The 22118-nt window shown below is 54.1% G+C and carries 17 protein-coding genes and 3 pseudogenes; 11 read left to right on the plus strand and 9 right to left on the minus strand.

Annotated features, from left to right (window positions below; genetic code table 11):
* The first annotated feature begins 2 nt into the window (after window positions 1-2).
* The 6 genes from mukF to IMQ56_RS04435 all read left to right on the plus strand — a co-directional run bounded on the left by mukF (window position 3) and on the right by IMQ56_RS04435 (window position 9856).
* A complete protein-coding gene (mukF, locus tag IMQ56_RS04410) occupies window positions 3-1325 on the plus strand; it encodes a chromosome partition protein MukF (RefSeq protein WP_015570962.1) in 1323 nt (440 codons plus the stop codon).
* Entirely contained in the window at window positions 1306-2010 is a 705-nt protein-coding gene (gene mukE, locus IMQ56_RS04415) for a chromosome partition protein MukE (protein ID WP_196063680.1), read from the plus strand. The genes mukF and mukE overlap by 20 nt, the downstream gene beginning before the upstream one ends.
* Window positions 2010-6458, plus strand: coding sequence for a chromosome partition protein MukB (gene mukB / locus IMQ56_RS04420; protein ID WP_045329586.1), 4449 nt, complete (start codon window positions 2010-2012; stop codon window positions 6456-6458). Before mukE ends, mukB begins: the two co-directional genes overlap by 1 nt.
* Before the next feature lie 179 nt (window positions 6459-6637).
* Complete coding sequence (ldtD, locus tag IMQ56_RS04425) at window positions 6638-8461, plus strand: L,D-transpeptidase (protein ID WP_015570960.1); 1824 nt, start codon at window positions 6638-6640, stop codon at window positions 8459-8461.
* A gap of 175 nt (window positions 8462-8636) precedes the next feature.
* Window positions 8637-9188 (plus strand): YcbK family protein, encoded by a 552-nt coding sequence (locus tag IMQ56_RS04430; protein WP_003858202.1) that lies wholly within the window; start codon window positions 8637-8639, stop codon window positions 9186-9188.
* Between the two features lie 20 nt (window positions 9189-9208).
* On the plus strand, window positions 9209-9856 hold the full coding sequence (locus IMQ56_RS04435) for an MBL fold metallo-hydrolase (RefSeq protein ID WP_015570958.1): 648 nt from the start codon (window positions 9209-9211) through the stop codon (window positions 9854-9856).
* A gap of 53 nt (window positions 9857-9909) precedes the next feature.
* Here IMQ56_RS04435 and IMQ56_RS04440 read toward each other — a convergent pair whose 3' ends face one another.
* The 9 genes and pseudogenes from IMQ56_RS04440 to IMQ56_RS04480 all read right to left on the minus strand — a co-directional run.
* Window positions 9910-11100, minus strand: a complete 1191-nt coding sequence (locus tag IMQ56_RS04440) for an amino acid aminotransferase (RefSeq protein ID WP_017384820.1) — start codon at window positions 11098-11100, stop codon at window positions 9910-9912.
* Window positions 11101-11284: 184 nt separating this feature from the next.
* On the minus strand, window positions 11285-12343 hold the full coding sequence (ompF, locus tag IMQ56_RS04445) for a porin OmpF (RefSeq protein ID WP_015570956.1): 1059 nt from the start codon (window positions 12341-12343) through the stop codon (window positions 11285-11287).
* Between the two features lie 606 nt (window positions 12344-12949).
* Window positions 12950-14350 (minus strand): asparagine--tRNA ligase, encoded by a 1401-nt coding sequence (asnS, locus tag IMQ56_RS04450; RefSeq protein WP_015570955.1) that lies wholly within the window; start codon window positions 14348-14350, stop codon window positions 12950-12952.
* A 168-nt stretch (window positions 14351-14518) separates the two neighbouring features.
* The gene (gene pncB / locus IMQ56_RS04455) at window positions 14519-15721 is read right to left on the minus strand and encodes a nicotinate phosphoribosyltransferase (RefSeq protein WP_015570954.1); all 1203 of its coding nucleotides are present in this window, start codon (window positions 15719-15721) and stop codon (window positions 14519-14521) included.
* 184 nt (window positions 15722-15905) lie between these two features.
* On the minus strand, window positions 15906-17198 hold the full coding sequence (locus IMQ56_RS04460; RefSeq protein ID WP_126510682.1) for a site-specific integrase: 1293 nt from the start codon (window positions 17196-17198) through the stop codon (window positions 15906-15908).
* 44 nt (window positions 17199-17242) lie between these two features.
* A complete protein-coding gene (locus IMQ56_RS04465; RefSeq protein WP_013097283.1) occupies window positions 17243-17500 on the minus strand; it encodes an excisionase family protein in 258 nt (85 codons plus the stop codon).
* On the minus strand, window positions 17484-17855 hold the full coding sequence (locus IMQ56_RS04470; RefSeq protein ID WP_100160559.1) for a hypothetical protein: 372 nt from the start codon (window positions 17853-17855) through the stop codon (window positions 17484-17486). Before IMQ56_RS04470 ends, IMQ56_RS04465 begins: the two co-directional genes overlap by 17 nt.
* 2 nt (window positions 17856-17857) lie before the next feature.
* A complete protein-coding gene (locus IMQ56_RS04475) occupies window positions 17858-18274 on the minus strand; it encodes a hypothetical protein (protein ID WP_196063679.1) in 417 nt (138 codons plus the stop codon).
* 2 nt (window positions 18275-18276) lie between these two features.
* Window positions 18277-18525: pseudogene (locus tag IMQ56_RS04480) on the minus strand (ORF6N domain-containing protein); the annotation flags it as partial.
* Here IMQ56_RS04480 and IMQ56_RS04485 point away from each other — a divergent pair.
* The 5 genes and pseudogenes from IMQ56_RS04485 to IMQ56_RS04505 form a co-directional block, all read left to right on the plus strand.
* Window positions 18523-19218, plus strand: a pseudogene (locus tag IMQ56_RS04485) (terminase TerL endonuclease subunit); the annotation flags it as partial. The pseudogenes IMQ56_RS04480 and IMQ56_RS04485 sit on opposite strands and share 3 nt — an antisense overlap.
* On the plus strand, window positions 19218-20492 hold the full coding sequence (locus IMQ56_RS04490; RefSeq protein ID WP_196063678.1) for a phage portal protein: 1275 nt from the start codon (window positions 19218-19220) through the stop codon (window positions 20490-20492). The pseudogene IMQ56_RS04485 and the gene IMQ56_RS04490, both read left to right, overlap by 1 nt.
* A 17-nt stretch (window positions 20493-20509) precedes the next feature.
* Window positions 20510-21187: an HK97 family phage prohead protease gene (locus IMQ56_RS04495; RefSeq protein WP_016063561.1), complete on the plus strand. Its 678-nt coding sequence runs from the start codon at window positions 20510-20512 to the stop codon at window positions 21185-21187.
* Window positions 21188-21273: 86 nt separating this feature from the next.
* Entirely contained in the window at window positions 21274-21609 is a 336-nt protein-coding gene (locus IMQ56_RS04500) for a DUF6453 family protein (protein ID WP_319023415.1), read from the plus strand.
* Between the two features lie 60 nt (window positions 21610-21669).
* A pseudogene (locus tag IMQ56_RS04505) lies at window positions 21670-22118 on the plus strand (tail fiber protein); the annotation flags it as partial.

Consider the following 22118-nt stretch of genomic DNA (forward strand, 5'->3'; position numbering starts at 1 on the left):
CTATGAGTGAATTTTCCCAGACAGTCCCCGAACTGGTTGCCTGGGCCAGGAAAAACGATTTCTCCATCTCGCTGCCGGTAGACAGACTCTCATTCCTGCTGGCGGTTGCGACGCTAAACGGCGAACGCCTGGATGGCGAAATGAGTGAAGGCGAACTGGTGGATGCGTTCCGCCACGTCAGTGATGCGTTTGAGCAAACCAGCGAAACCATTAGCGTGCGTGCCAACAACGCAATCAATGATATGGTGCGTCAACGTCTGCTGAACCGCTTTACCAGCGAGCAGGCGGAAGGAAACGCCATCTATCGTCTTACGCCACTGGGCATTGGCATTACCGACTATTACATCCGCCAGCGCGAATTTTCCACGCTGCGTCTCTCCATGCAGCTCTCTATTGTTGCAGGTGAGCTGAAGCGTGCCGCCGACGCGGCTGATGAAAACGGTGACGAATTCCACTGGCATCGCAACGTTTACGCGCCGCTGAAATATTCGGTCGCCGAGATTTTCGACAGTATCGATCTGACTCAACGTCTGATGGACGAACAGCAGCAGCAGGTGAAAGACGATATCGCTCAACTGCTTAATAAAGACTGGCGTGCGGCTATCTCCAGCTGTGAACTCTTGCTGTCAGAAACGTCCGGTACGCTGCGTGAGTTGCAGGATACGCTGGAGGCGGCGGGGGATAAGCTACAGGCCAATCTGCTGCGCATCCAGGACGCGACAATGGCGCACGACGATCTGCATTTTATCGACCGTCTGGTGTTTGATTTGCAGAGCAAGCTTGACCGCATTATCAGCTGGGGCCAGCAGTCGATCGACCTGTGGATCGGTTACGACCGCCACGTGCATAAATTTATCCGTACCGCCATCGATATGGATAAGAATCGCGTCTTTGCTCAACGTCTGCGCCAGTCGGTACAGACCTACTTCGATGCGCCGTGGGCGCTGACCTACGCCAACGCCGATCGTCTGCTGGATATGCGCGACGAAGAGATGGCGCTGCGTGATGAAGAGGTCACCGGTGAACTGCCACCGGATCTGGAATACGAAGAATTTAACGAAATTCGCGAGCAGCTTGCGGCGATGATCGAAGAACAGCTCGCTGTCTACAAAACCAGACAAGCACCGCTGGATCTTGGCCTCGTGGTACGCGACTATCTGGCGCAGTATCCGCGCGCGCGCCACTTCGATGTTGCCCGCATTGTTGTAGACCAGGCGGTGCGCCTGGGCATCGCACAAGCCGATTTCACCGGACTGCCGCCGAAGTGGCAGCCGATTAACGATTACGGAGCCAAGGTACAGGCGCATGTCATTGACAAATATTGAACACGTGATGCCAGTTAAGCTGGCACAGGCGCTGGCGAATCCGTTGTTTCCGGCGCTGGATAGCCAGCTGCGTGCCGGTCGTCACATTGGCCTTGACGAGCTGGATAATCACGCCTTTTTGATGGACTTTCAGGAGTACCTGGAAGAGTTTTACGCTCGCTATAACGTTGAGCTGATCCGCGCGCCGGAAGGTTTTTTCTACCTGCGTCCGCGCTCTACCACGCTTATTCCGCGCTCGGTGCTTTCCGAACTGGATATGATGGTCGGCAAAATTCTCTGCTACCTCTATCTCAGCCCGGAACGTCTGGCGAATGAAGGGATCTTCACCCAGCAGGAGCTTTACGATGAGCTGCTGTCGCTGGCGGATGAAAGCAAGCTGCTCAAGCTGGTCAATAACCGCTCAACGGGGTCCGATCTGGACCGTCAGAAATTACAGGAAAAAGTTCGCTCTTCCCTGAACCGTCTGCGCCGTCTGGGAATGGTCTGGTTCATGGGTCACGACAGCAGCAAGTTCCGTATTACCGAATCGGTCTTCCGTTTTGGCGCCGACGTGCGTGCGGGTGACGATGCGCGTGAAGCGCAGCTGCGCATGATCCGTGACGGTGAAGCGATGCCGGTGGAAAACCATTTGCAGCTCAATGACGAGCACGAAGAGAATCAGCCGGATAGCGGGGAGGAAGGGTAATGATTGAACGCGGTAAATTTCGCTCACTAACGCTGATCAACTGGAACGGCTTCTTTGCCCGAACCTTCGATCTGGATGAGCTGGTGACAACGCTCTCCGGCGGTAACGGGGCGGGTAAATCCACCACCATGGCGGCCTTCGTGACGGCGCTGATCCCTGACCTGACCCTGCTGCACTTCCGTAACACCACCGAAGCGGGCGCCACGAGCGGCTCCCGCGATAAAGGTCTGCACGGTAAGCTGAAAGCGGGCGTCTGTTATTCCGTACTGGACGTGATCAACTCCCGTCATCAGCGCGTGGTTGTAGGCGTGCGCCTGCAACAGGTTGCTGGCCGCGACCGTAAAGTAGATATCAAACCGTTTGCGATCCAGGGACTACCAACCTCCGTACAGCCGACCGCGCTGCTGACGGAAACCCTGAATGAACGTCAGGCGCGCGTCCTCACGCTCCAGGAGCTGAAAGACAAGCTGGAAGCTATCGAAGGCGTGCAGTTTAAGCAGTTTAACTCCATTACCGACTACCACTCTCTGATGTTCGATCTCGGTGTGGTAGCCCGTCGTCTGCGCAGCGCGTCAGATCGTAGTAAATACTACCGTCTGATTGAAGCCTCCCTGTACGGCGGTATCTCCAGCGCCATTACTCGCTCCCTGCGCGACTACCTGCTGCCGGAAAACAGCGGCGTGCGTAAGGCCTTCCAGGATATGGAAGCCGCGCTGCGTGAAAACCGCATGACGCTGGAAGCGATTCGCGTCACACAGTCTGACCGCGACCTGTTTAAGCACCTGATCAGCGAAGCCACCAACTACGTGGCGGCGGACTATATGCGCCACGCCAACGAGCGCCGTATTCATCTCGACCAGGCGCTGGAGTATCGCCGCGAGCTGTTTACCTCCCGCAAACAGCTGGTGGCTGAGCAGTATAAGCATGTCGAAATGGCGCGCGAACTGGGCGAGCACAACGGTGCGGAAGGGGATCTGGAAGCCGATTACCAGGCGGCCAGCGATCACCTGAACCTGGTGCAGACCGCGCTGCGTCAGCAGGAAAAAATCGAGCGCTATGAAGCCGATCTGGATGAGCTGCAAATTCGTCTTGAAGAGCAAAATGAAGTGGTGGCCGAAGCCGCCGATTTGCAGGAAGAGAACGAAGCCCGCGCGGAAGCCGCCGAGCTGGAAGTGGATGAGCTTAAAAGCCAGCTTGCTGATTACCAGCAGGCGCTGGATGTGCAGCAGACGCGTGCGATTCAGTACAACCAGGCATTGCAGGCGTTGCAGCGTGCCAAAGAGCTGTGCCATCTGCCGGACCTGACCCCGGAAAGCGCTGACGAATGGCTGGATACCTTCCAGGCCAAAGAGCAGGAAGCCACTGAGAAACTGCTTTCTCTCGATCAGAAAATGAGCGTGGCGCAAACGGCGCATAGCCAGTTTGAGCAGGCGTACCAGCTGGTGGTGGCGATCAACGGTCCGCTGGCGCGTAACGAAGCGTGGGACGTTGCCCGTGAGCTGCTGCGCGACGGCGTCAATCAACGCCATCTGGCCGAACAGGTGCAGCCGCTGCGCATGCGCCTGAACGAGCTGGAACAGCGTCTGCGTGAACAGCAGGAAGCCGAGCGTCTGCTGGCGGAATTCTGCAAGCGTCAGGGTAAAAATTACGATTTCGACGAGCTTGAGGCCCTGCACCAGGAGCTGGAAGCGCGTATTGCGGCCCTGTCGGATACCGTATCGAACGCCAGCGAACAGCGCATGACGCTGCGTCAGGAGCTGGAACAGCTTCAGTCGCGTTCGAAGACGCTCTTACAGCGTGCGCCGATCTGGCTGGCTGCACAAAGCAGCCTGAACCAGCTCAGCGAACAGTGTGGCCAGGAGTTTGCCTCCAGCCAGGACGTCACCGAATACATGCAACAGCTGCTGGAGCGCGAGCGTGAAGCGATTGTTGAGCGTGACGAAGTGGGTGCGCGCAAGCGTGACGTCGATGAAGAGATCGAGCGTTTAAGCCAGCCTGGCGGCTCAGAAGATCCGCGCCTGAATGCCTTAGCCGAGCGTTTCGGCGGCGTGCTGCTGTCTGAAATTTACGACGATGTCGGCCTGGACGATGCGCCGTACTTCTCCGCGCTGTACGGTCCATCCCGTAACGCGATTGTGGTGCCTGATCTGTCGCTGATTTCGGACCAGCTTGCAGGGCTGGAAGACTGCCCGGAAGATCTCTACCTCATCGAAGGGGATCCGCAGTCGTTTGATGACAGCGTATTCAGCGTCGACGAGCTGGAAAAAGCGGTGGTGGTGAAAATCGCCGATCGCCAGTGGCGCTATTCGCGCTTCCCGGAACTGCCGCTGTTTGGCCGCGCCGCGCGTGAAAACCGTATTGAAAGCCTGCACGCTGAGCGCGAAACGCTTTCTGAGCGTTTTGCAACCCTGTCGTTTGATGTTCAAAAAACGCAGCGTCTGCATCAGGCGTTCAGCCGCTTTATCGGCAGCCACCTGGGCGTTGCCTTTGAGCCCGATCCGGAAGCTGAAATTCGCAAGCTCAACACCCGCCGTGGTGAGCTGGAGCGTGCGCTTGCCAGCCATGAAAATGACAACCAGCAAAGCCGCGTGCAGTTCGAGCAGGCGAAAGAGGGCGTTGCGGCCCTTAACCGTATCCTGCCGCGCCTGAACCTGCTGGCGGACGATACGCTCGCCGACCGCGTGGACGAAATTCAGGAACGTCTGGACGAAGCGCAGGAAGCGGCGCGCTTTGTGCAGCAGCACGGCAATCAGCTGGCAAAACTGGAGCCGATGGTTTCCGTTCTCCAGAGCGACCCGGAACAGTTTGAGCAGTTAAAAGAAGATTACGCCTGGTCACAGCAGGTGCAGCGCGAAGCGCGTCAGCAGGCGTTTGCCCTGACGGAAGTGGTGCAACGTCGCGCACACTTCGGCTACTCCGATTCAGCAGAAATGCTGAGCGGGAACAGTGATCTTAATGAAAAGCTGCGCCAGCGTCTTGAGCAGGCCGAAGCAGAGCGTACGCGCGCCCGTGAAGCGATGCGTACTCACGCCGCACAGCTGAGCCAGTACAGCCAGGTCATGGCCTCGCTGAAAAGCTCCTTCGACACCAAGAAAGAGCTGTTAAACGATCTGCATAAAGAGTTGCAGGACATCGGCGTGCGCGCCGACAGCGGTGCAGAAGAGCGGGCGCGTATTCGCCGCGATGAGCTGCATGCTCAGCTCAGTAACAACCGCGCGCGTCGTAATCAGCTGGAAAAAGCGCTGACCTTCTGTGAAGCAGAGATGGACAACCTGACGCGACGCCTGCGCAAGCTGGAGCGTGACTATCACGAGATGCGTGAACAGGTTGTGACCGCGAAGGCGGGGTGGTGCGCGGTGATGCGCATGGTGAAAGATAACAACGTGGAGCGTCGTCTGCATCGTCGCGAGCTGGCGTACCTGTCAGCCGATGAACTGCGCTCTATGTCGGATAAGGCGCTGGGCGCGCTGCGTCTGGCGGTGGCGGATAACGAACACCTGCGCGACGTGCTGCGTATGTCCGAAGATCCGAAGCGTCCTGAGCGCAAAATTCAGTTCTTCGTGGCGGTTTATCAGCACTTACGCGAGCGTATTCGTCAGGACATCATCCGTACCGACGATCCGGTGGAAGCGATCGAACAGATGGAGATCGAGCTGGGCCGTTTGACGGAGGAGCTGACCTCCCGCGAGCAGAAGCTGGCAATCAGCTCCCGCAGCGTGGCGAATATTATTCGTAAAACCATTCAGCGCGAGCAGAACCGTATCCGTCAGCTGAACCAGGGCCTGCAAAGCGTGTCGTTTGGCCAGGTCAACAGCGTGCGGCTGAACGTGAACGTGCGTGAGGCGCACTCCACGCTGCTGGACGTGTTGTCTGAACAGCACGAACAGCATCAGGATCTGTTCAACAGTAACCGCCTGACCTTCTCCGAAGCGCTGGCGAAGCTATATCAGCGTCTGAATCCGCAGATTGACATGGGCCAGCGTACGCCGCAAACCATCGGCGAGGAGCTGCTGGACTACCGCAACTATCTGGAAATGGAAGTTGAGGTTAACCGTGGCTCAGACGGCTGGCTGCGCGCGGAATCCGGTGCGCTCTCTACCGGTGAAGCCATCGGTACCGGTATGTCGATTCTGGTGATGGTGGTGCAGAGCTGGGAAGATGAAGCGCGTCGTCTGCGCGGCAAAGACATCTCGCCATGCCGTCTGCTGTTCCTCGATGAAGCCGCGCGTCTCGACGCCCGCTCCATCGCCACGCTGTTTGAGCTTTGCGAGCGACTCGATATGCAGCTCATCATCGCGGCGCCGGAAAACATCAGTCCGGAAAAAGGGACAACCTATAAGCTGGTGCGTAAGGTGTTCCAGAACAGTGAACACGTACACGTCGTGGGCCTGCGTGGTTTCGCCCCGCAGCCACCGGAGTCATTACCGGGCACGGCTGACGCCTCTTAACCCGGGGTGCGACAAATAGCGGCGCTCATGCGCCGCTTTTTTTATTCACTTAACTTGTGTTCAGGGCTGCGTTATCTTTAAACTTCTTTACATAAGGTAAGGCAGCAGCGAGTATGCCTTTCTATACTGAAGGAAAGCTCCAGAATAATGGGCATGTCGTGAAAAACAGGGGGCAAGGGATGTTGCTTAAGAAAAATCGTGGTCGTCAGCTGTCTGCGCTGAGTTTGTGCCTGACAGTGATGTTTGCTCCACTGTTTACCGCTCAGGCCGATGAGCCTGAAATTGTACCGACTGACAGCTCCGCGACGATGGGCGCGCAGCCGACGTCGCTGTCACAACCGCTGGATCAGTCTCCGGCGACGGCCATCATGGCCGGCATTAAACCGCTGCCGGAAGGCATTGATACTGAATCATTACGCCAGCAGCTTATGACCGGCCTGCCCTCGGGCTATACTCCCGCTTATATTAACCAGCTCACGCTGCTTTACGCTGCGCGCGATATGAAACCGATGTGGGAAAATCGCGAGGCGGTACGAGCCTTCCAGCAGCAGCTGGCTGAAGTGGCGATTGCAGGCTTTCAGCCGCAGTTCACGACCTGGGTTGAGCTCCTGACCGACCCTGCCGTTTCCGGACAGGCGCGTGACGTGGTGTTGTCTGATGCCATGATGGGCTACTTACAGTTTGTGGCGGGGATTTCGGTGAACGGCAACCGCTGGTTATACAGCAGTAAACCGTACAAGCTGGCGACGCCTGCGCTGTCCGTCATTAATCAGTGGCAGCTGTCGCTGGATAACGGCGAACTGCCGCGCTTTATCGCAAGCCTTGCGCCTGCCCATCCGCAATATGCCACGATGCATCAGTCGCTTCTTGAGCTGGTTGCGGATTCCCGCCCGTGGCCTCAGCTGCGTGGCACCACAACGCTGCGTCCGGGGCAGTGGAGCAGCGATGTGCCTGCGATCCGCGAAATTATGAAACGCTCCGGCATTCTCGACAGCGGCCCTAAAATTGCGCTGCCCGGTGACGAGACGCAAAATGCGGTCGTCAGCCCGTCGGCGCCGGTAAAAGAGAAAACGGCCGTTGCGTTGAGCAATAAGCCCGCCGCTTACGATCGCGAGCTGGTCGCCGCAGTGAAGCAGTTCCAGGCCGCGCAGGGGCTTGGCGCTGACGGCGTGATTGGTCCATCTACTCGCGACTGGCTGAACGTCTCTCCGGCCCAGCGGGCAGGGGTGCTGGCGTTGAATATCCAGCGCTTGCGCTTGCTGCCGGGCACGTTATCCACCGGCATTATGGTCAACATTCCGGCGTACTCCCTGGTCTACTATCAGGACGGTAGCGAAGTGCTGGCGTCCCGCGTGATTGTCGGCCGACCTGACCGAAAAACGCCAATGATGAGCAGCGCGCTGAATAACGTGGTGGTTAACCCGCCGTGGAACGTGCCGCCGACGCTGGCGCGCAAAGATATCCTGCCTAAGGTATGGAATGACCCGGGTTATCTGGAGCGACACAACTATACGGTGATGCGGGGCTGGAACAGCAAAGAAGCGATTGATCCCTGGATGGTCGACTGGTCAACGATTACGCCTTCGAACCTGCCGTTCCGTTTCCAGCAGGCACCGGGCGCACATAACTCGCTGGGACGTTACAAATTCAATATGCCAAGTTCGGACGCTATCTACCTGCATGATACCCCGAACCATAATCTGTTCCAGAAAGACGCTCGCGCGCTCAGCTCGGGCTGCGTTCGCGTGAATAAGGCCTCGGAGCTGGCGAATATGCTGTTGCAGGATGCAGGCTGGAACGATACGCGGATATCAGATGCCCTGAAGCAGGGGGATACGCGTTACGTCAATATCCGTCACAATATCCCGGTCAATCTTTACTATCTGACGGCGTTTGTAGGCGCGGACGGACGCACCCAGTATCGTACAGATATTTACAATTATGATCTGACAGCGCGATCCGGCGCACAAATTTTGCCAAAAGCGGAACAATTAATCAGGTAAATGAAGTAGTTCGGTAAAAATGATTGTCGTAAGTTATGGTGAATATTAGGCGATCTGGCTGCAAGCCGCGTATTCACTGGGGTTGGGCGCCTTGACGTAGCAGGCTTTGCCAGTTATGGTGCCCTTCGTGCGCTAAGCATATTGACAATTTCTTTTACCTGTAGACCTGATTATCATGGACAAATTTGACGCTAATCGCCGCAAATTGCTGGCGTTAGGTGGCGTTGCGCTGGGCGCAGCAGCCATCCTTCCGACGCCAGCATTTGCCACCCTCTCGACACCTCGTCCGCGTATTTTAACGCTCAACAATCTGCATACTGGTGAGACGCTTAAAGCGGAATTTTTCGATGGCAGAGGCTATATTCAGGATGAATTAGCAAGACTCAACCATTTTTTCCGTGATTTCCGCGCGAATAAAATCAAAGCCATCGACCCTGGATTATTCGATCAGCTTTACCGCTTGCAGGGACTGCTGGGAACCAAAAGGCCGGTGCAACTCATTTCTGGCTATCGCTCTCTGGATACCAACAATGAACTGCGCGCCCACAGCCGTGGGGTAGCGAAAAAAAGCTATCACACCAAAGGGCAGGCGATGGATTTCCATATTGAAGGCGTTTCGTTAGCCAATATTCGCAAAGCGGCGTTATCTATGCGCGCAGGTGGTGTAGGATACTACCCACGTAGCAACTTTGTGCATATTGATACCGGGCCGGTTCGGCACTGGTAATAACGAAACACAGGAGCAGTATGAACTATCGTATTATTCCGGTTACCGCGTTCTCACAGAACTGTTCATTGATCTGGTGTGAACAAACTAAACTGGCCGCGCTTGTTGATCCCGGTGGCGACGCTGAGACAATCAAGCAGGAAGTCGCTGCCAGCGGTGTAACGCTGATGCAGATTTTACTCACCCATGGTCATCTCGACCATGTGGGTGCAGCGGCTGAACTGGCTGAACACTACGGTGTGCCGATTATCGGCCCGGAAAAAGAAGATGAGTTCTGGCTTCAGGGGCTGCCTGCCCAAAGCCGCATGTTTGGTCTGGATGAGTGTCAGCCACTGACACCGGACCGCTGGCTGAACGAAGGCGATCGCGTTAACGTAGGGAATGTAACTTTACAGGTGTTGCATTGCCCAGGGCATACGCCCGGCCATATCGTCTTCTTTGATGACGTGTCGCGCCTGCTGATTTCCGGTGACGTGATTTTCAAAGGGGGCGTAGGACGCAGCGATTTCCCACGCGGCGATCACGGTCAACTGATTCAGTCGATTAAGCAGAAGTTATTGCCGTTAGGTGATGATGTGACGTTTATCCCTGGACACGGACCAATGTCGACGCTGGGCGATGAGCGGTTGCATAACCCGTTCCTTCAGGATGAAATGCCTGTCTGGTAAACCCGATAAAATAAAAAAGCCTGCGCGATGCAGGCTTTTTTTATGGGTGCAGGTTACAGCACCGCGACAATGGCTTCGCACAGCGGCGCCATGTTGTCAGGCGTCATACCTGCAACGTTCACGCGGCCAGAGGCAACGGCATACACGCCAAACTCTTCACGCAGGCGCAGCACCTGCTCTTTGGTCAGGCCGCTGAAGGAGAACATGCCGTTCTGCTTGATGATGAAGCTGAAGTCACGGTCAGCGCCTTTCTCAGCCAGCGTGTTCACAAACAGCAGACGCATGCGCTGAATGCGCTGACGCATATCGTTCAGCTCTTGTTCCCAGATTGCGCGCAGCGCATCGTTGCTCAGGATCGTCGCGACCACAGACGCACCGTGTGCCGGTGGGTTAGAGTAGTTAGCGCGGATCACGGACTTCATCTGGCTGAATGCGCGATCGACGGTTGCTTCGTCAGCAGCCACCAGCGTACAGGCGCCGACACGCTCGTTATACAGACCAAAGTTCTTGGAATAGGAGCTTGCGACAATCAGCTCCTGATGCACGGCGGCGAATGCGCGCAGACCTTCTGCATCTTCTTCCAGACCACGGGCAAAGCCCTGGTAAGCGAAGTCGAACAGCGGCAGCCAGCCTTTTTCAACGGACAGCTTAGCCAGCTGTTCCCACTGCTCAAGCGTAGGATCGATACCGGTTGGGTTATGGCAGCAGCCGTGGAACAGCACCACATCGCCCGCCTGGGCTTCGCTCAGGCTGGCCAGTAGACCGTCGAAATCCAGCGCGTGGTTTGCCGCGTCGTAGTAGGCGTATTCACGCACTTCCAGACCCGCAGAATTAAAAACGCTCTTGTGGTTCGGCCAGCTTGGATTGCTTACCCACACACGCTTCACAGAGGTGTTTTTCGCCAGGAAATCTGCCGCCACGCGCAGTGCGCCGGTACCGCCTGGGGTCTGCGCCGTGCGGGCGCGTTTTTCGCTCACAATGGTGCTGCCTTTGCCGAACAGCAGCTCCTGGGTGCAGCGACCAAATTCAGGGATACCATCAATACCGAGGTAGTTTTTGGTGGTTTCGTTTTCCAGCAGATACTGCTCAGCTTTTTTGACGCTGGTCAGTACCGGAGTTTTGCCGGTTTCATCTTTATATACACCAATACCCAGGTTGATTTTGCCAGGGCGGTCGTCGGCACGAAACAGATCGGCCAGGCCCAGAATTGGGTCGGCAGGAGCGGCAGTAATGTTCTCAAACATGACGAAGTTCCATTGTGATTACAGAAGTGAAATCCGCTATCAGGTTAACGGTAGATTTACAAAATGCCAACCGTTTGCGACGAAAAGCGTGCGGCTTTTCAAAAGTCGCTATTATTTTCTCTCAGGAATAAAAAAACAGGGCCGAAGCCCTGTTCATTAAGCATATAACAACGAGGTGTGCTGATTAGAACTGGTAAACCAGACCCAGAGCCACGATATCGTCGTTGTTGATGCCCAGCTTGTTGTCGTCTTTCAGCTGGTTGATCTGATAGTCAACATAGGTAGACATGTTTTTGTTGAAGTAGTATGTCGCACCAACGTCGATGTAGTTGATGTAGTCTTCGTCACCGATACCTTCTACGTCTTTCGCTTTAGATTTGTAGTAAGCGATGGATGGACGCAGACCGAAGTCGAACTGGTACTGAGCGACGACAGAGAAGTCCTGAGACTTGTTAGCGAAACCACGGCTGCCCAGACGCGCTGCGTTACGCATCTCGCCATAAATAGCTGCCAGGTAGATGTTGTTCGCGTCATATTTCAGGCCGGTTGCCCACTGCTCAGCTTTGTCGCCTTTACCCCAATCCAGCGTCTGCTGGTTGTTGGTACGGTCAGCTGCACCATAAGCACCCACAATGCCGAAACCGTCGAAATCATAGCTCAGAGAGGTTGCCCAGCCGTCACCGTTGGAACGTACTGCGTCATCACGTTCATTTTTGCCCAGGTACTGAACACCAAAGTTCAGACCGTCAACCAGGCCGAAGAAGTTGCTGTTACGGTAAGTCGCCAGACCACCCGTACGGCCTGCGAAGAAGTTATCGCTCGCGCCGGTGTCGCCGCCGAACTCAGGCAGCATATCGGTGATGCCGATTGCGTCATAGACCAGACCGTAGTTACGACCGTAGTCGAAGGAGCCTGCGTCACCAAATTTCAGACCTGCGAATGCCAGACGGGTTTTGTTGCCGTTCTGTGCATCGCCACCTTCAGAGTTGTTACCCTGGAAGTTGTATTCCCACTGACCGTAACCAGTCAGCTGATCGTTGATCTGAGTTTCACCTTTGAAGCCCAGACGCGCGTAAGTGTTGTCGCCATCGTTGCCCGCGTAATCAGAGAAGTAATGCAGGCCAACTGCTTTCCCGTAAAGATCTAATTTGTTGCCGTCTTTGTTATAGATTTCAGCAGCGTTTGCTGCACCGGCTACCAGCAGGGCAGGGACTACCACTGCCAGGATATTGCGCTTCATCATTATTTATTACCCTCATTGGTTTTTTTATGACACTCGCCACTGCCGCCAATAAATTCTGTCAATAAATATTTCCGGAACTATTGATGAGAGTTAGGTGTCTTTATGTGTCTGACAGGCATCTTTCCATTCATAGAACCGTTTCGCTACACTGAAAGTGCTACAATCTTCAAGATTCAGTTACCAAAAGAAAATATGTGTAACTAAATATGTATTTTTGGGAACTTTGTGAAGCACCTCAAATTTCAGTGCCACCTGGCGAATTAAACATCCGTTTTATTCTTATATATATGATTTCCTTATGTTTAATTTAGCTAAAGGCCTTTCGTATAAACAGAAGTTAAACGGCTCATTTTTTCTTATGATCGACAAAAGCCATCCAGATGGCTGTGAAATTGGTTGTTTTTTATGCTATTGCGTAAGAATTGTTTTAAGCGCAATAAGAGTGTGGTTATTTTTTTGTCTCAGGATATTTCGTGGAAACAAAACGTAACAGGTAGAGGTAATAGCGGGGTTGTGGTTTAAAGACGCTTACTTCTGACTGACGAAAACTGACATTGCAGGATAAAATAATGGCCAGCATTTGCTGGCCATTAATGATTTGGTCGGTTAGAAACTTGCGTTACGCGGTGTGCGTGGGAACGGAATCACATCACGTACGTTCTGAACACCTGTTACGTAAGCAATCAGACGTTCGAAGCCCAGGCCAAAGCCGGAGTGTGGAACGGTGCCGTAGCGACGGAGATCGCGATACCAGCTGTAGTCCGCCGGGTTCAGGCCCATCTCCTGCATACGCGCGTCCAGCACATCCAGGCGCTCTTCACGCTGGGAGCCACCGATGATCTCACCGATGCCCGGCGCGAGGACATCCATCGCGGCAACGGTTTTACCGTCTTCGTTAAGGCGCATATAGAACGCCTTAATGTCTTTCGGATAGTTTTTCACCACAACCGGTGCTTTAAAGTGCTTCTCTGCCAGATAACGTTCGTGCTCGGAGGAGAGATCCACGCCCCAGTAAACCGGGTTTTCGAATTTCTCGCCGCATTTTTCCAGGATAGCGACCGCGTCGGTGTAATCCACCTGCGCGAAGTCTGCGGAGACGAAGCGCTCTAGACGGGCGATGGCGTCGTTATCGACACGCTCAGCGAAGAATTTCATGTCGTCTGCACGCTCTTCGAGAACGGCTTTAAACACGTATTTCAGCATCGCTTCTGCCAGGGCTGCCGCGTCATTCAGATCGGCAAAGGCCACTTCCGGCTCCAGCATCCAGAATTCCGCCAGGTGACGGCTGGTGTTGGAGTTTTCCGCACGGAAGGTTGGGCCGAAGGTATAGATCTTAGACAGCGCACAGGCGTAGGTTTCACCGTTGAGCTGGCCGGAAACCGTCAGGAAGGCTTCTTTACCAAAGAAGTCTTTGTCGTAATCGACTTTACCTTCCGGCGTACGCGGCAGGTTTTCCATATCCAGCGTTGAAACGCGGAACATTTCACCTGCGCCTTCGGTATCGGAAGCCGTGATCAGCGGAGTAGAAACCCAGAAGTAACCCTGCTCGTCAAAGAAACGATGCAGCGCCTGCGCCAGCGTATGACGCACGCGGGCAACCGCACCAATCAGGTTGGTGCGCGGACGCAGGTGCGCGACTTCACGCAGATATTCGATGCTGTGACGCTTTGCAGCCATCGGGTAGGTGTCAGGATCTTCAACCCAGCCGGTCACTTCCACCGAGGTCGCCTGAATTTCGTAGCTCTGACCCTGGCCCGGAGAGGCCACCACAACACCGGTGACGATCACGGAACAGCCGGTTGTCAGGTGCAGAACGTCATCATTGTAATTGGGCAGAGAATTATTAATGACGGCCTGTACAGGATCAAAGCAGGAACCGTCATAGACGGCGAGGAAGGAGATGCCAGCTTTAGAATCTCGGCGAGTACGCACCCATCCGCGCACGGTGACCTCCTGGTCAACGGCGACACGGCCCTGGAGTACGTCGGCTACAGGCACAACGCTCATAATATTCTCTCTGTTAATAGTCGGAAAAAATAAACACTTGTCCGCCCTTATAGGGGGGATATCTATGTTACCTGCCATCCGCTATCAGACAAGTAAATTTCACCGTCTTAAGAGAAGAAATAAGAAATTAATAAGAGAAGGGGAGCCATGAAGGCTCCCCCGAAGCCGTTAACTGGCTTTTTTAACCTGAGGCAAATCGAAGGCTTTACGTAATGCGCGGACAAACGCTTTGTCATGGCAGATGGTTTTGCCCGGACTGTCGGAGAGCTTCGCGACCGGCTTACCGTTACATTCCACCAGTTTTATGACGATGTTCAGCGGTTTCACCTGAGGAATATCACAGGTTAACCGCGTACCAATCCCGAAACTCAGGTTCACCCGCGATGAGAAATGGCGATAAAGGTCGACGGCTTTCGCCAGGTCAAGGTTATCGGAGAAGACCAGCACCTTACTCATGGGGTCGATGCCCAGTTTTTCGTAATGGGCGATGGCTTTCTCACCCCATTCAACCGGGTCCCCGGAATCATGGCGCAAACCCTGGTAGCGTTCGGCAAACTCAGGGCCAAAGTCGCGCAGGAACGCGTCCATGGTAATGCAGTCGGTAAGGGCAATACCCAGCCGATCCGGGTATTCCTCTAGCCACGCGGCGAGGGCGGCTCGCTGGCTGTTGGCAAGGTCAGGGCTGATCTGCTGGTGCGCCTGGAACCATTCGTGCGCCTGGGTGCCCATCGGCGTTAAATCAAGGCGACGTGCCAGATCGTAGTTACTGGTGCCAACGAACCACGGCTCCTGTTGCAGACGTCTGACAATGGCTTCCTGAACCTCGCGAGAGAAGCGGCGGCGCGTGCCAAAGTCCATCAGACGGAATCGGGACATATCCAGCCCTTCGGTCAGTCTGGAAAACTCAACGAGTTTATTCTCCAGAGCGGCAACCGCCTGCGTCACACCGGTTTCAGGGGAGCGATAGCGGTGGGCCAGCTCGCTGATCACGGCCAGAAGCGGCACTTCCCACATGATCACCTCACGCCACGGGCCGGTCAGACGAATGTCCAGCTTGCCGTTATCATTGGTGACGGTGACCTGTTCCGGGTTATAGCGGAACTCACGCAGCCAGTTCAGATAATCCGCTTTAAAGAAAGGCAGGCCTGAAAGCCACTGATATTCGTCATCGGTGAGCGCCAGATGCTGCATGGCCTCGACCTGTTCACGAATGGAATCTGCGTAGATACCCAGCAAGTCGTCACCCCGGCAGCGAAATTCCGCCGCAACATGGACATCATGATAGTGGTGAAACACGGCTTGCTGCATATGCAGCTTGTACGCGTCGGTATCCAGCAACGTATGCAGAACCGGAGAAGCGAATTGAGTCATAGGTGCGCTGTAGCATCCTCTCACGGGAGCGTTTAGTACAATAAACAACTCCGGAGTATACCCTGTTTAGTGATTTATTGAACCCCGATCACAACATAAGCACACTTTATGGTCGAGAGCATTTCGTGCCCCGTGTTATAAAAATGTAGCAGTAACTATGCTAACCACTTGAATTTAAGGTTTTCTACTGCGCTACTACCATGCTTTGGGGCAGTGATGGGGCAGTGTGTGAAAGCGCCTGGTTGAGCAGAGCAACCTGCTCTCCACTCTTCTCTGACATCCACTTTCCATACACCTTGTAAACCATCTGTGCATCGGTATGCCCCATCTGAGTTGCTATAAAGTTCGGGTTAGCACCAGCTGATAATGACCAGCACGCATAGGTATGCCGTGACTGATAAGCGTTGCGGTAACGAATACCGGCGCGCTTGATTATCGGAGCCCAAATTTTATTAATCGAATTAACCGCGTAGTGATATCCTGTGTGAGACCCACGTTTGACGCATTGAGGGCTGAAAACGAAAGTGCATGGATGTATGACTGACTGGCCATATTCACGCAAATTCACTTCAACCTCATGCTGCCGGCCAAGGCGCGTCAGTTGGGCCTGATCCCTAAGGGCATCAATAGCTGGTTGTATGAGATAAATCACCCTGTCAGTGCCTGCCTCGGTTTTTGGCAGGGTGAACTCATACGTTTGGGTAAGGTTGCGCTTAACCGTAATGGTTCCCGCGGTGAGATCGATGTCTTCCCATGCAAGACCACATAATTCCCCATGCCTCATTCCGGTATAAACGGCGACGGTCCAGAGATTTCGCATCTGCTGGTGGCCGCATGCCTGAATGAACCTGATGAACTCGTCTGTCGTGAGTGGATCTGGTTCGTCTTTTGCCTTCCTGAGACGGTTAATTCCGCTAAACGGGTTTTCCTTTGCGTAGCCATTATCAGTTCCAAACTGGAAGATCTCGGCCATCAGCATCATGTAATTATTCACCGTTGAAGACTTCCGGCCTTTTACCTGTGTCCGGTGATCCTTCTTCATTACATGGAAGCCCGTCAGCAACTCCTTCCTGACATACAGCAAATCTTCAGTGGTAACCGCAGAAACCATTTTATTTTCGCCGATGCGCGGAAGCATGTTTTTTATGATGGATTCGTACCTACTCATGGTATTAGAGCTGATCTCCATTCTCTTCAGCTCTGACCATCTTTCGGTAAGCTCCAGCACAGTAATTTCCTTTCTATCCTGACCGAACCGGGCAAGGTTCGGTGAGTTTGGGAATTTTTCCGCATAGTTAAAATTCCCCATCCTTATCGCAAAACAAACCGAAGAACGCAGCTCACCAGCTATCTTGCGATTTTTTGCAGTGTCAGGGACACCGAGGTTTTCCCTGACACGTTTACCTTTATACAGAAACCAGATGCGGAGCGAACCGCCGTGGTTTTCGACGCCTGTCGGGTATGATGCATTAGCCATTGATCCCTCCTGACGTCCAGGAGCGTTGACGAGTGTACTGCTTTTCATGCTGTCTTCGCACCTGGTTGATTTTTTTTCTGCGCCTCGATCCACTGATCAACGGCTTTCCTGTTATACATGCATTCGCTCGAAGGCTTAGGATTACCATCTGGTGAAATGTGCAGGTACTCGCGGCCCAGCATCCAGGATTCTTTTCTGGCGCGGGTGATGGTTCCGGGCTTAAGCCCGGTAACCGCAATCAGAACCTTTTCGCTAACCCAGTCATTCGGCACCAGAAGAACGATTTCAGCACTGGTTTGCATGGATCTCCTCCATTTTCTCTTTAGCCAGACGCACGCAACGCGCAAAAGAGGAGGGCGTTACAATTTCGCGCAGAGCCTGAACCAGGAAATCGTTGTGCTGCTGGTGCAGTTCCAGGTTGCGTTCTTTTTCCTCATGACGCAGGACTGCCAGACGGGCTGTGATGATGCGACGCTTCCCTTTGATCAGCCGCAGCGCGTTCTCTGCCTTTTTGCGCCATGTACTCCATTCACTGCCGCTGTTCGATCTCGCCAGTTGCTCTTCAATACTTAGCTGCGCTTCTTCTGCGTTAACAAGCTGCTGCAGGCAATCGCTGATTGTGTTCAGGTTGTCTGTCTCGATTAATGTCTTTTTCATTTTCAATTAATCTCTTCTTTACTGACACAGTTTTCCCAGCCACCGCTGCTATTAACCATTTCCCCAAGCCTCGAGAAACAGGCATCCATCCAACGGATTCCCCTTGGGGTTAGGGTTGGCACCGTGCCCCAGTCGATGAAGTCCGAATTGCTGCGATGCATATATTTGATAAGGTCCAGAATGTTGATGTAATGGGCCCGGCGTTTTTCCATATCCCAGCCTTTGTCCTCCAGATACGAATCGATGAATCCCTGTAATGCTGGCTGATTAAGGGAAATATCACCGAACTGGTGACGATAAACCGGGCGGCGGTGAAGGCTGACCAGATAAAACAGATACGCATCGCATACCCATGACAGCGCCTGCTGGTGGGCAAGCTCAACAGAGCCAGCCGGATCCAAGATTTCATTATTTTTCACCGTTAACCCTCCCACCCAATCGCCTGGAACAGGCCCATTTTGGGGTGATACCAGCGGGTGCCGCGCGGTTCAGCTTCTGACATCATCTGGCGAAACGCGGCCATAAACGGCTCCAGTTCGACGATAGCCCTACGTGACAAAAGCCCGTCTGGAGTCATAAATTCGTGCGTGTCTGTCGGGATGCGGTAGGCATTGACCAAATTCCGGCACTTGGCGTCACTCATTCCGCTTTTGGCTACCACCTGGCGGTATCGCCGTTTATTTCCCGCAGCGTGTGGGAGCTTTGCGGAGAGATGCCGATTAACACCCCGAGGAAGTGGTACGCGGGGCTGGATCTGTCAGCCAGGAATGACTTAACGGCGCTGGTTATCGCTGGTGAAGCAGAGGATGGTGTTTGGGATGTTTTCTCTTTCTTCTGGACACCGCAAAAGACTCTTGAAGAGCGAACCAAAACGGACCGCGCACCCTATGACGTTTGGGTGAGAGAGGGGCTGCTGCGCACCACGCCAGGCGCTTCGGTGGATTACTCATTCGTCGTTGCGGATATCGCTGAAATTATCGGTGATTTCGACCTTACCTCGATGGCTTTTGACCGCTGGCGCATTGACCAATTCAGGAAGGATGCCGATGCCATTGGGCTGAACCTCCCGCTGGTCGAGTTCGGACAGGGCTTTAAGGATATGGGGCCAGCTGTAGACACGCTGGAGTCTCTGATGCTTAACGGGCGTGTGAGGCATGGCATGCACCCCGTATTAACGATGTGTGCTGTGAATGCGGTGGTGGTGAAAGATGCTGCTGGTAACCGCAAGCTCGATAAATCCAAAGCAACGGGCCGTATTGATGGCATGGTCGCAATGACAATGTCCGTTGGTGCTGCTAATGGGGAAGTTACCGAACAGGGTGGTGACTTCGACGACTTCATTTTCCGACCGCTGAGCATGTGATGGAAGAACCTAAATACACGATTGACCTGCGAACCAATAACGGCTGGTGGGCAAGGCTGCAGTCCTGGTTTGTCGGCGGGCGTTTAGTCACCCCAAATCAGGGCTCACAAACGGGGCCCGTTTCGGCCCACGGACACCTGGGCGATTCATCCATTAACGATGAACGGATACTGCAAATTTCGACGGTGTGGCGCTGCGTGAGCCTGATTTCAACGCTCACCTCATGCCTCCCGCTTGACGTTTTTGAAACCGACCAGAATGACAACCGTAAAAAAGTGGATTTGAGCAATCCGCTGGCGCGACTGCTGCGCTACTCGCCGAATCAGTACATGACCGCTCAGGAATTCAGGGAGGCCATGACGATGCAGCTCTGTTTCTTCGGTAACGCGTATGCCCTGATTGACCGCAACAGCGCGGGTGACGTGATCAGCCTTCTCCCGCTTCAGTCAGCCAGTATGGATGTGAAACTTGTCGGAAAAAAAGTGGTTTATCGCTATCAGCGCGACAGCGAATACGCCGACTTTTCGCAGAGAGAGATTTTTCACCTTAAAGGCTTCGGATTCACCGGGCTGGTCGGCCTGTCACCCATTGCTTTTGCCTGTAAATCGGCAGGTGTGGCAGTTGCGATGGAGGACCAGCAGCGAGATTTCTTTGCCAATGGCGCCAAGTCTCCGCAAATCCTCTCAACCGGCGAAAAAGTGCTAACTGAACAGCAGCGCTCGCAGGTCGAAGAGAACTTCAAAGAGATCGCCGGCGGTCCGGTTAAAAAACGCCTCTGGATTCTGGAAGCGGGCTTTTCCACATCGGCAATTGGCGTAACGCCGCAGGATGCCGAAATGATGGCGTCCCGAAAATTTCAGGTAAGTGAACTGGCGCGATTCTTTGGCGTACCGCCTCACCTTGTCGGCGACGTCGAGAAATCAACGAGCTGGGGATCGGGCATCGAGCAGCAGAATCTCGGCTTCCTGCAGTACACCCTGCAGCCCTATATCTCCCGGTGGGAAAACAGCATTCAGCGGTGGCTTATTCCTGCTAAGGATGTTGGCCGCATTCATGCTGAGCACAACCTCGACGGCCTGCTGAGGGGCGATTCGGCATCCCGCGCTGCCTTTATGAAGGCAATGGGAGAGGCAGGGCTACGCACCATCAACGAGATGCGACGAACGGACAACCTCCCGCCATTGCCGAGTGGAGATGTGGCTATGCGCCAGTCGCAATACGTGCCGATCACCGATTTAGGAACCAACAAAGAGCCCCGTAATAACGGGGCTTAATTTTTATGGGGGCCGTAATGCCTGAGATCGTAAAAACGCTGTCCTTCGACGAGACAGAAATCAAATTCACCGGTGACGGTAAACAGGGGATTTTTGAAGGCTACGCCTCTGTTTTTAATAACACCGATTCCGATGGCGACATCATTCTGCCCGGGGCGTTTAAAAACGCACTGGCGAACCAGACCCGCAAAGTGGCGATGTTTTTCAACCACAAGACGTGGGAGCTGCCGGTTGGTAAATGGGACAGCCTGGCCGAAGACGAAAAAGGCCTGTATGTGCGCGGTCAACTTACCCCAGGGCACAGCGGCGCCGCCGACCTGAAAGCGGCAATGCAGCACGGTACGGTTGAAGGTATGTCGGTTGGCTTTTCCGTTGCGAAAGACGATTACACCATCATTCCAACAGGCCGCATTTTTAAGAATATCCAGGCTCTGCGTGAAATCAGCGTCTGCACTTTCCCCGCCAACGAACAGGCTGGCATCGCAGCCATGAAGAGTGTCGACGGCATTGAAACAATTCGTGATGTGGAGAACTGGCTGAGGGATTCAGTCGGGCTCACCAAATCACAGGCAGTTGGGCTAATAGCCCGGTTTAAGTCAGCGATTCGGAGCGAGTCCGAGGGCGACGGAAACGAAGCACAAATTAACGCTCTGCTTCAGAGCATTAAATCTTTCCCTTCTAATTTAGGTAATTAATTATGTCTGAACTCGCTCTCATTCAAAAAGCTATTGAAGAATCCCAGCAGAAAATGTCCCAGCTTTTCGATGCACAGAAAGCAGAAATCGAAAGCACGGGTACCGGCCTCAATATTTTCAATGCTGCCGGTGCCTGTACGTTTTCAACCACAAAACGGCCATTCGTATATCTGAACCAACTCTGGAGCCCTTCGACAAGCGCCGTGAGCATCGGTAGCGGCTATGTTCCGCTGGGGAGATTTGGGCTGATGGTTCATATGGTCAATGGCATGTACGTGTATCGGATGTTCGGGATAAAAATACAGAACGGGAACGCTTCAGTTCAGGGCGGGAAATATCTTGGTCGCGAGCAGTATGCCATTTTCGGCAATAACACTATAACGCCGCTCAGCCTTCCGGTTCTGCCTGATATGTACGTCTGAATTAACTGTGTATTCAAATCAACCTCGCTTCGGCGGGGTTTTTTATTGCCTGGAGAAAATATGCTTTATAACACCGGCACCATCGCCATTAACGGAAATACCGCAACCGGCACCGGCACGAACTGGACGGCACCCGCCAGCCAGGTTCGCGCTGGCCAGACAATTATAGTCATGTCTAACCCGGTGCAGATGTTTCAGATTTCATCCGTGAACAGCGCCACGTCAATGACGGTTACGCCAGCTGCTTCCCCGGCGCTGAGCGGCCAGAAGTATGGAATTCTTGTGTCGGACATTATCTCAGTCGACGGCCTGGCACAGGCCATGTCGCAGCTCATCAAAGAGTACGACGAGAACATTGGCGCATGGGAGACGTTCGCCACCACCTCAGCAAACCAGAGCATCACAGTTACCATCAACGGCACCTCTGTTACGATCCCCGGTATCGGTAAACTGGCGCAGAAAGGGAGTAACGGTGCGCTGGCTGTAGCTGACGGCGGAACCGGAGCAAC

The organism is Enterobacter sp. Res13-Sevr-PEC09-46, assembly GCF_015672585.1.
Taxonomy (GTDB): Bacteria; Pseudomonadota; Gammaproteobacteria; order Enterobacterales; family Enterobacteriaceae; genus Enterobacter; species Enterobacter hormaechei_C.

Coding starts and splice junctions, on each gene's coding strand:
- mukF (WP_015570962.1), top strand. CDS start 3: ATGAGTGAATTTTCCCAGACAGTCCCCGAACTGGTTGCCTGGGCCAGG.
- mukE (WP_196063680.1), top strand. CDS start 1,306: ATGTCATTGACAAATATTGAACACGTGATGCCAGTTAAGCTGGCACAG.
- mukB (WP_045329586.1), top strand. CDS start 2,010: ATGATTGAACGCGGTAAATTTCGCTCACTAACGCTGATCAACTGGAAC.
- ldtD (WP_015570960.1), top strand. CDS start 6,638: ATGTTGCTTAAGAAAAATCGTGGTCGTCAGCTGTCTGCGCTGAGTTTG.
- IMQ56_RS04430 (WP_003858202.1), top strand. CDS start 8,637: ATGGACAAATTTGACGCTAATCGCCGCAAATTGCTGGCGTTAGGTGGC.
- IMQ56_RS04435 (WP_015570958.1), top strand. CDS start 9,209: ATGAACTATCGTATTATTCCGGTTACCGCGTTCTCACAGAACTGTTCA.
- IMQ56_RS04440 (WP_017384820.1), bottom strand. CDS start 11,100: ATGTTTGAGAACATTACTGCCGCTCCTGCCGACCCAATTCTGGGCCTG.
- ompF (WP_015570956.1), bottom strand. CDS start 12,343: ATGATGAAGCGCAATATCCTGGCAGTGGTAGTCCCTGCCCTGCTGGTA.
- asnS (WP_015570955.1), bottom strand. CDS start 14,350: ATGAGCGTTGTGCCTGTAGCCGACGTACTCCAGGGCCGTGTCGCCGTT.
- pncB (WP_015570954.1), bottom strand. CDS start 15,721: ATGACTCAATTCGCTTCTCCGGTTCTGCATACGTTGCTGGATACCGAC.
- IMQ56_RS04460 (WP_126510682.1), bottom strand. CDS start 17,198: ATGGCTAATGCATCATACCCGACAGGCGTCGAAAACCACGGCGGTTCG.
- IMQ56_RS04465 (WP_013097283.1), bottom strand. CDS start 17,500: ATGCAAACCAGTGCTGAAATCGTTCTTCTGGTGCCGAATGACTGGGTT.
- IMQ56_RS04470 (WP_100160559.1), bottom strand. CDS start 17,855: ATGAAAAAGACATTAATCGAGACAGACAACCTGAACACAATCAGCGAT.
- IMQ56_RS04490 (WP_196063678.1), top strand. CDS start 19,218: ATGGAAGAACCTAAATACACGATTGACCTGCGAACCAATAACGGCTGG.
- IMQ56_RS04495 (WP_016063561.1), top strand. CDS start 20,510: ATGCCTGAGATCGTAAAAACGCTGTCCTTCGACGAGACAGAAATCAAA.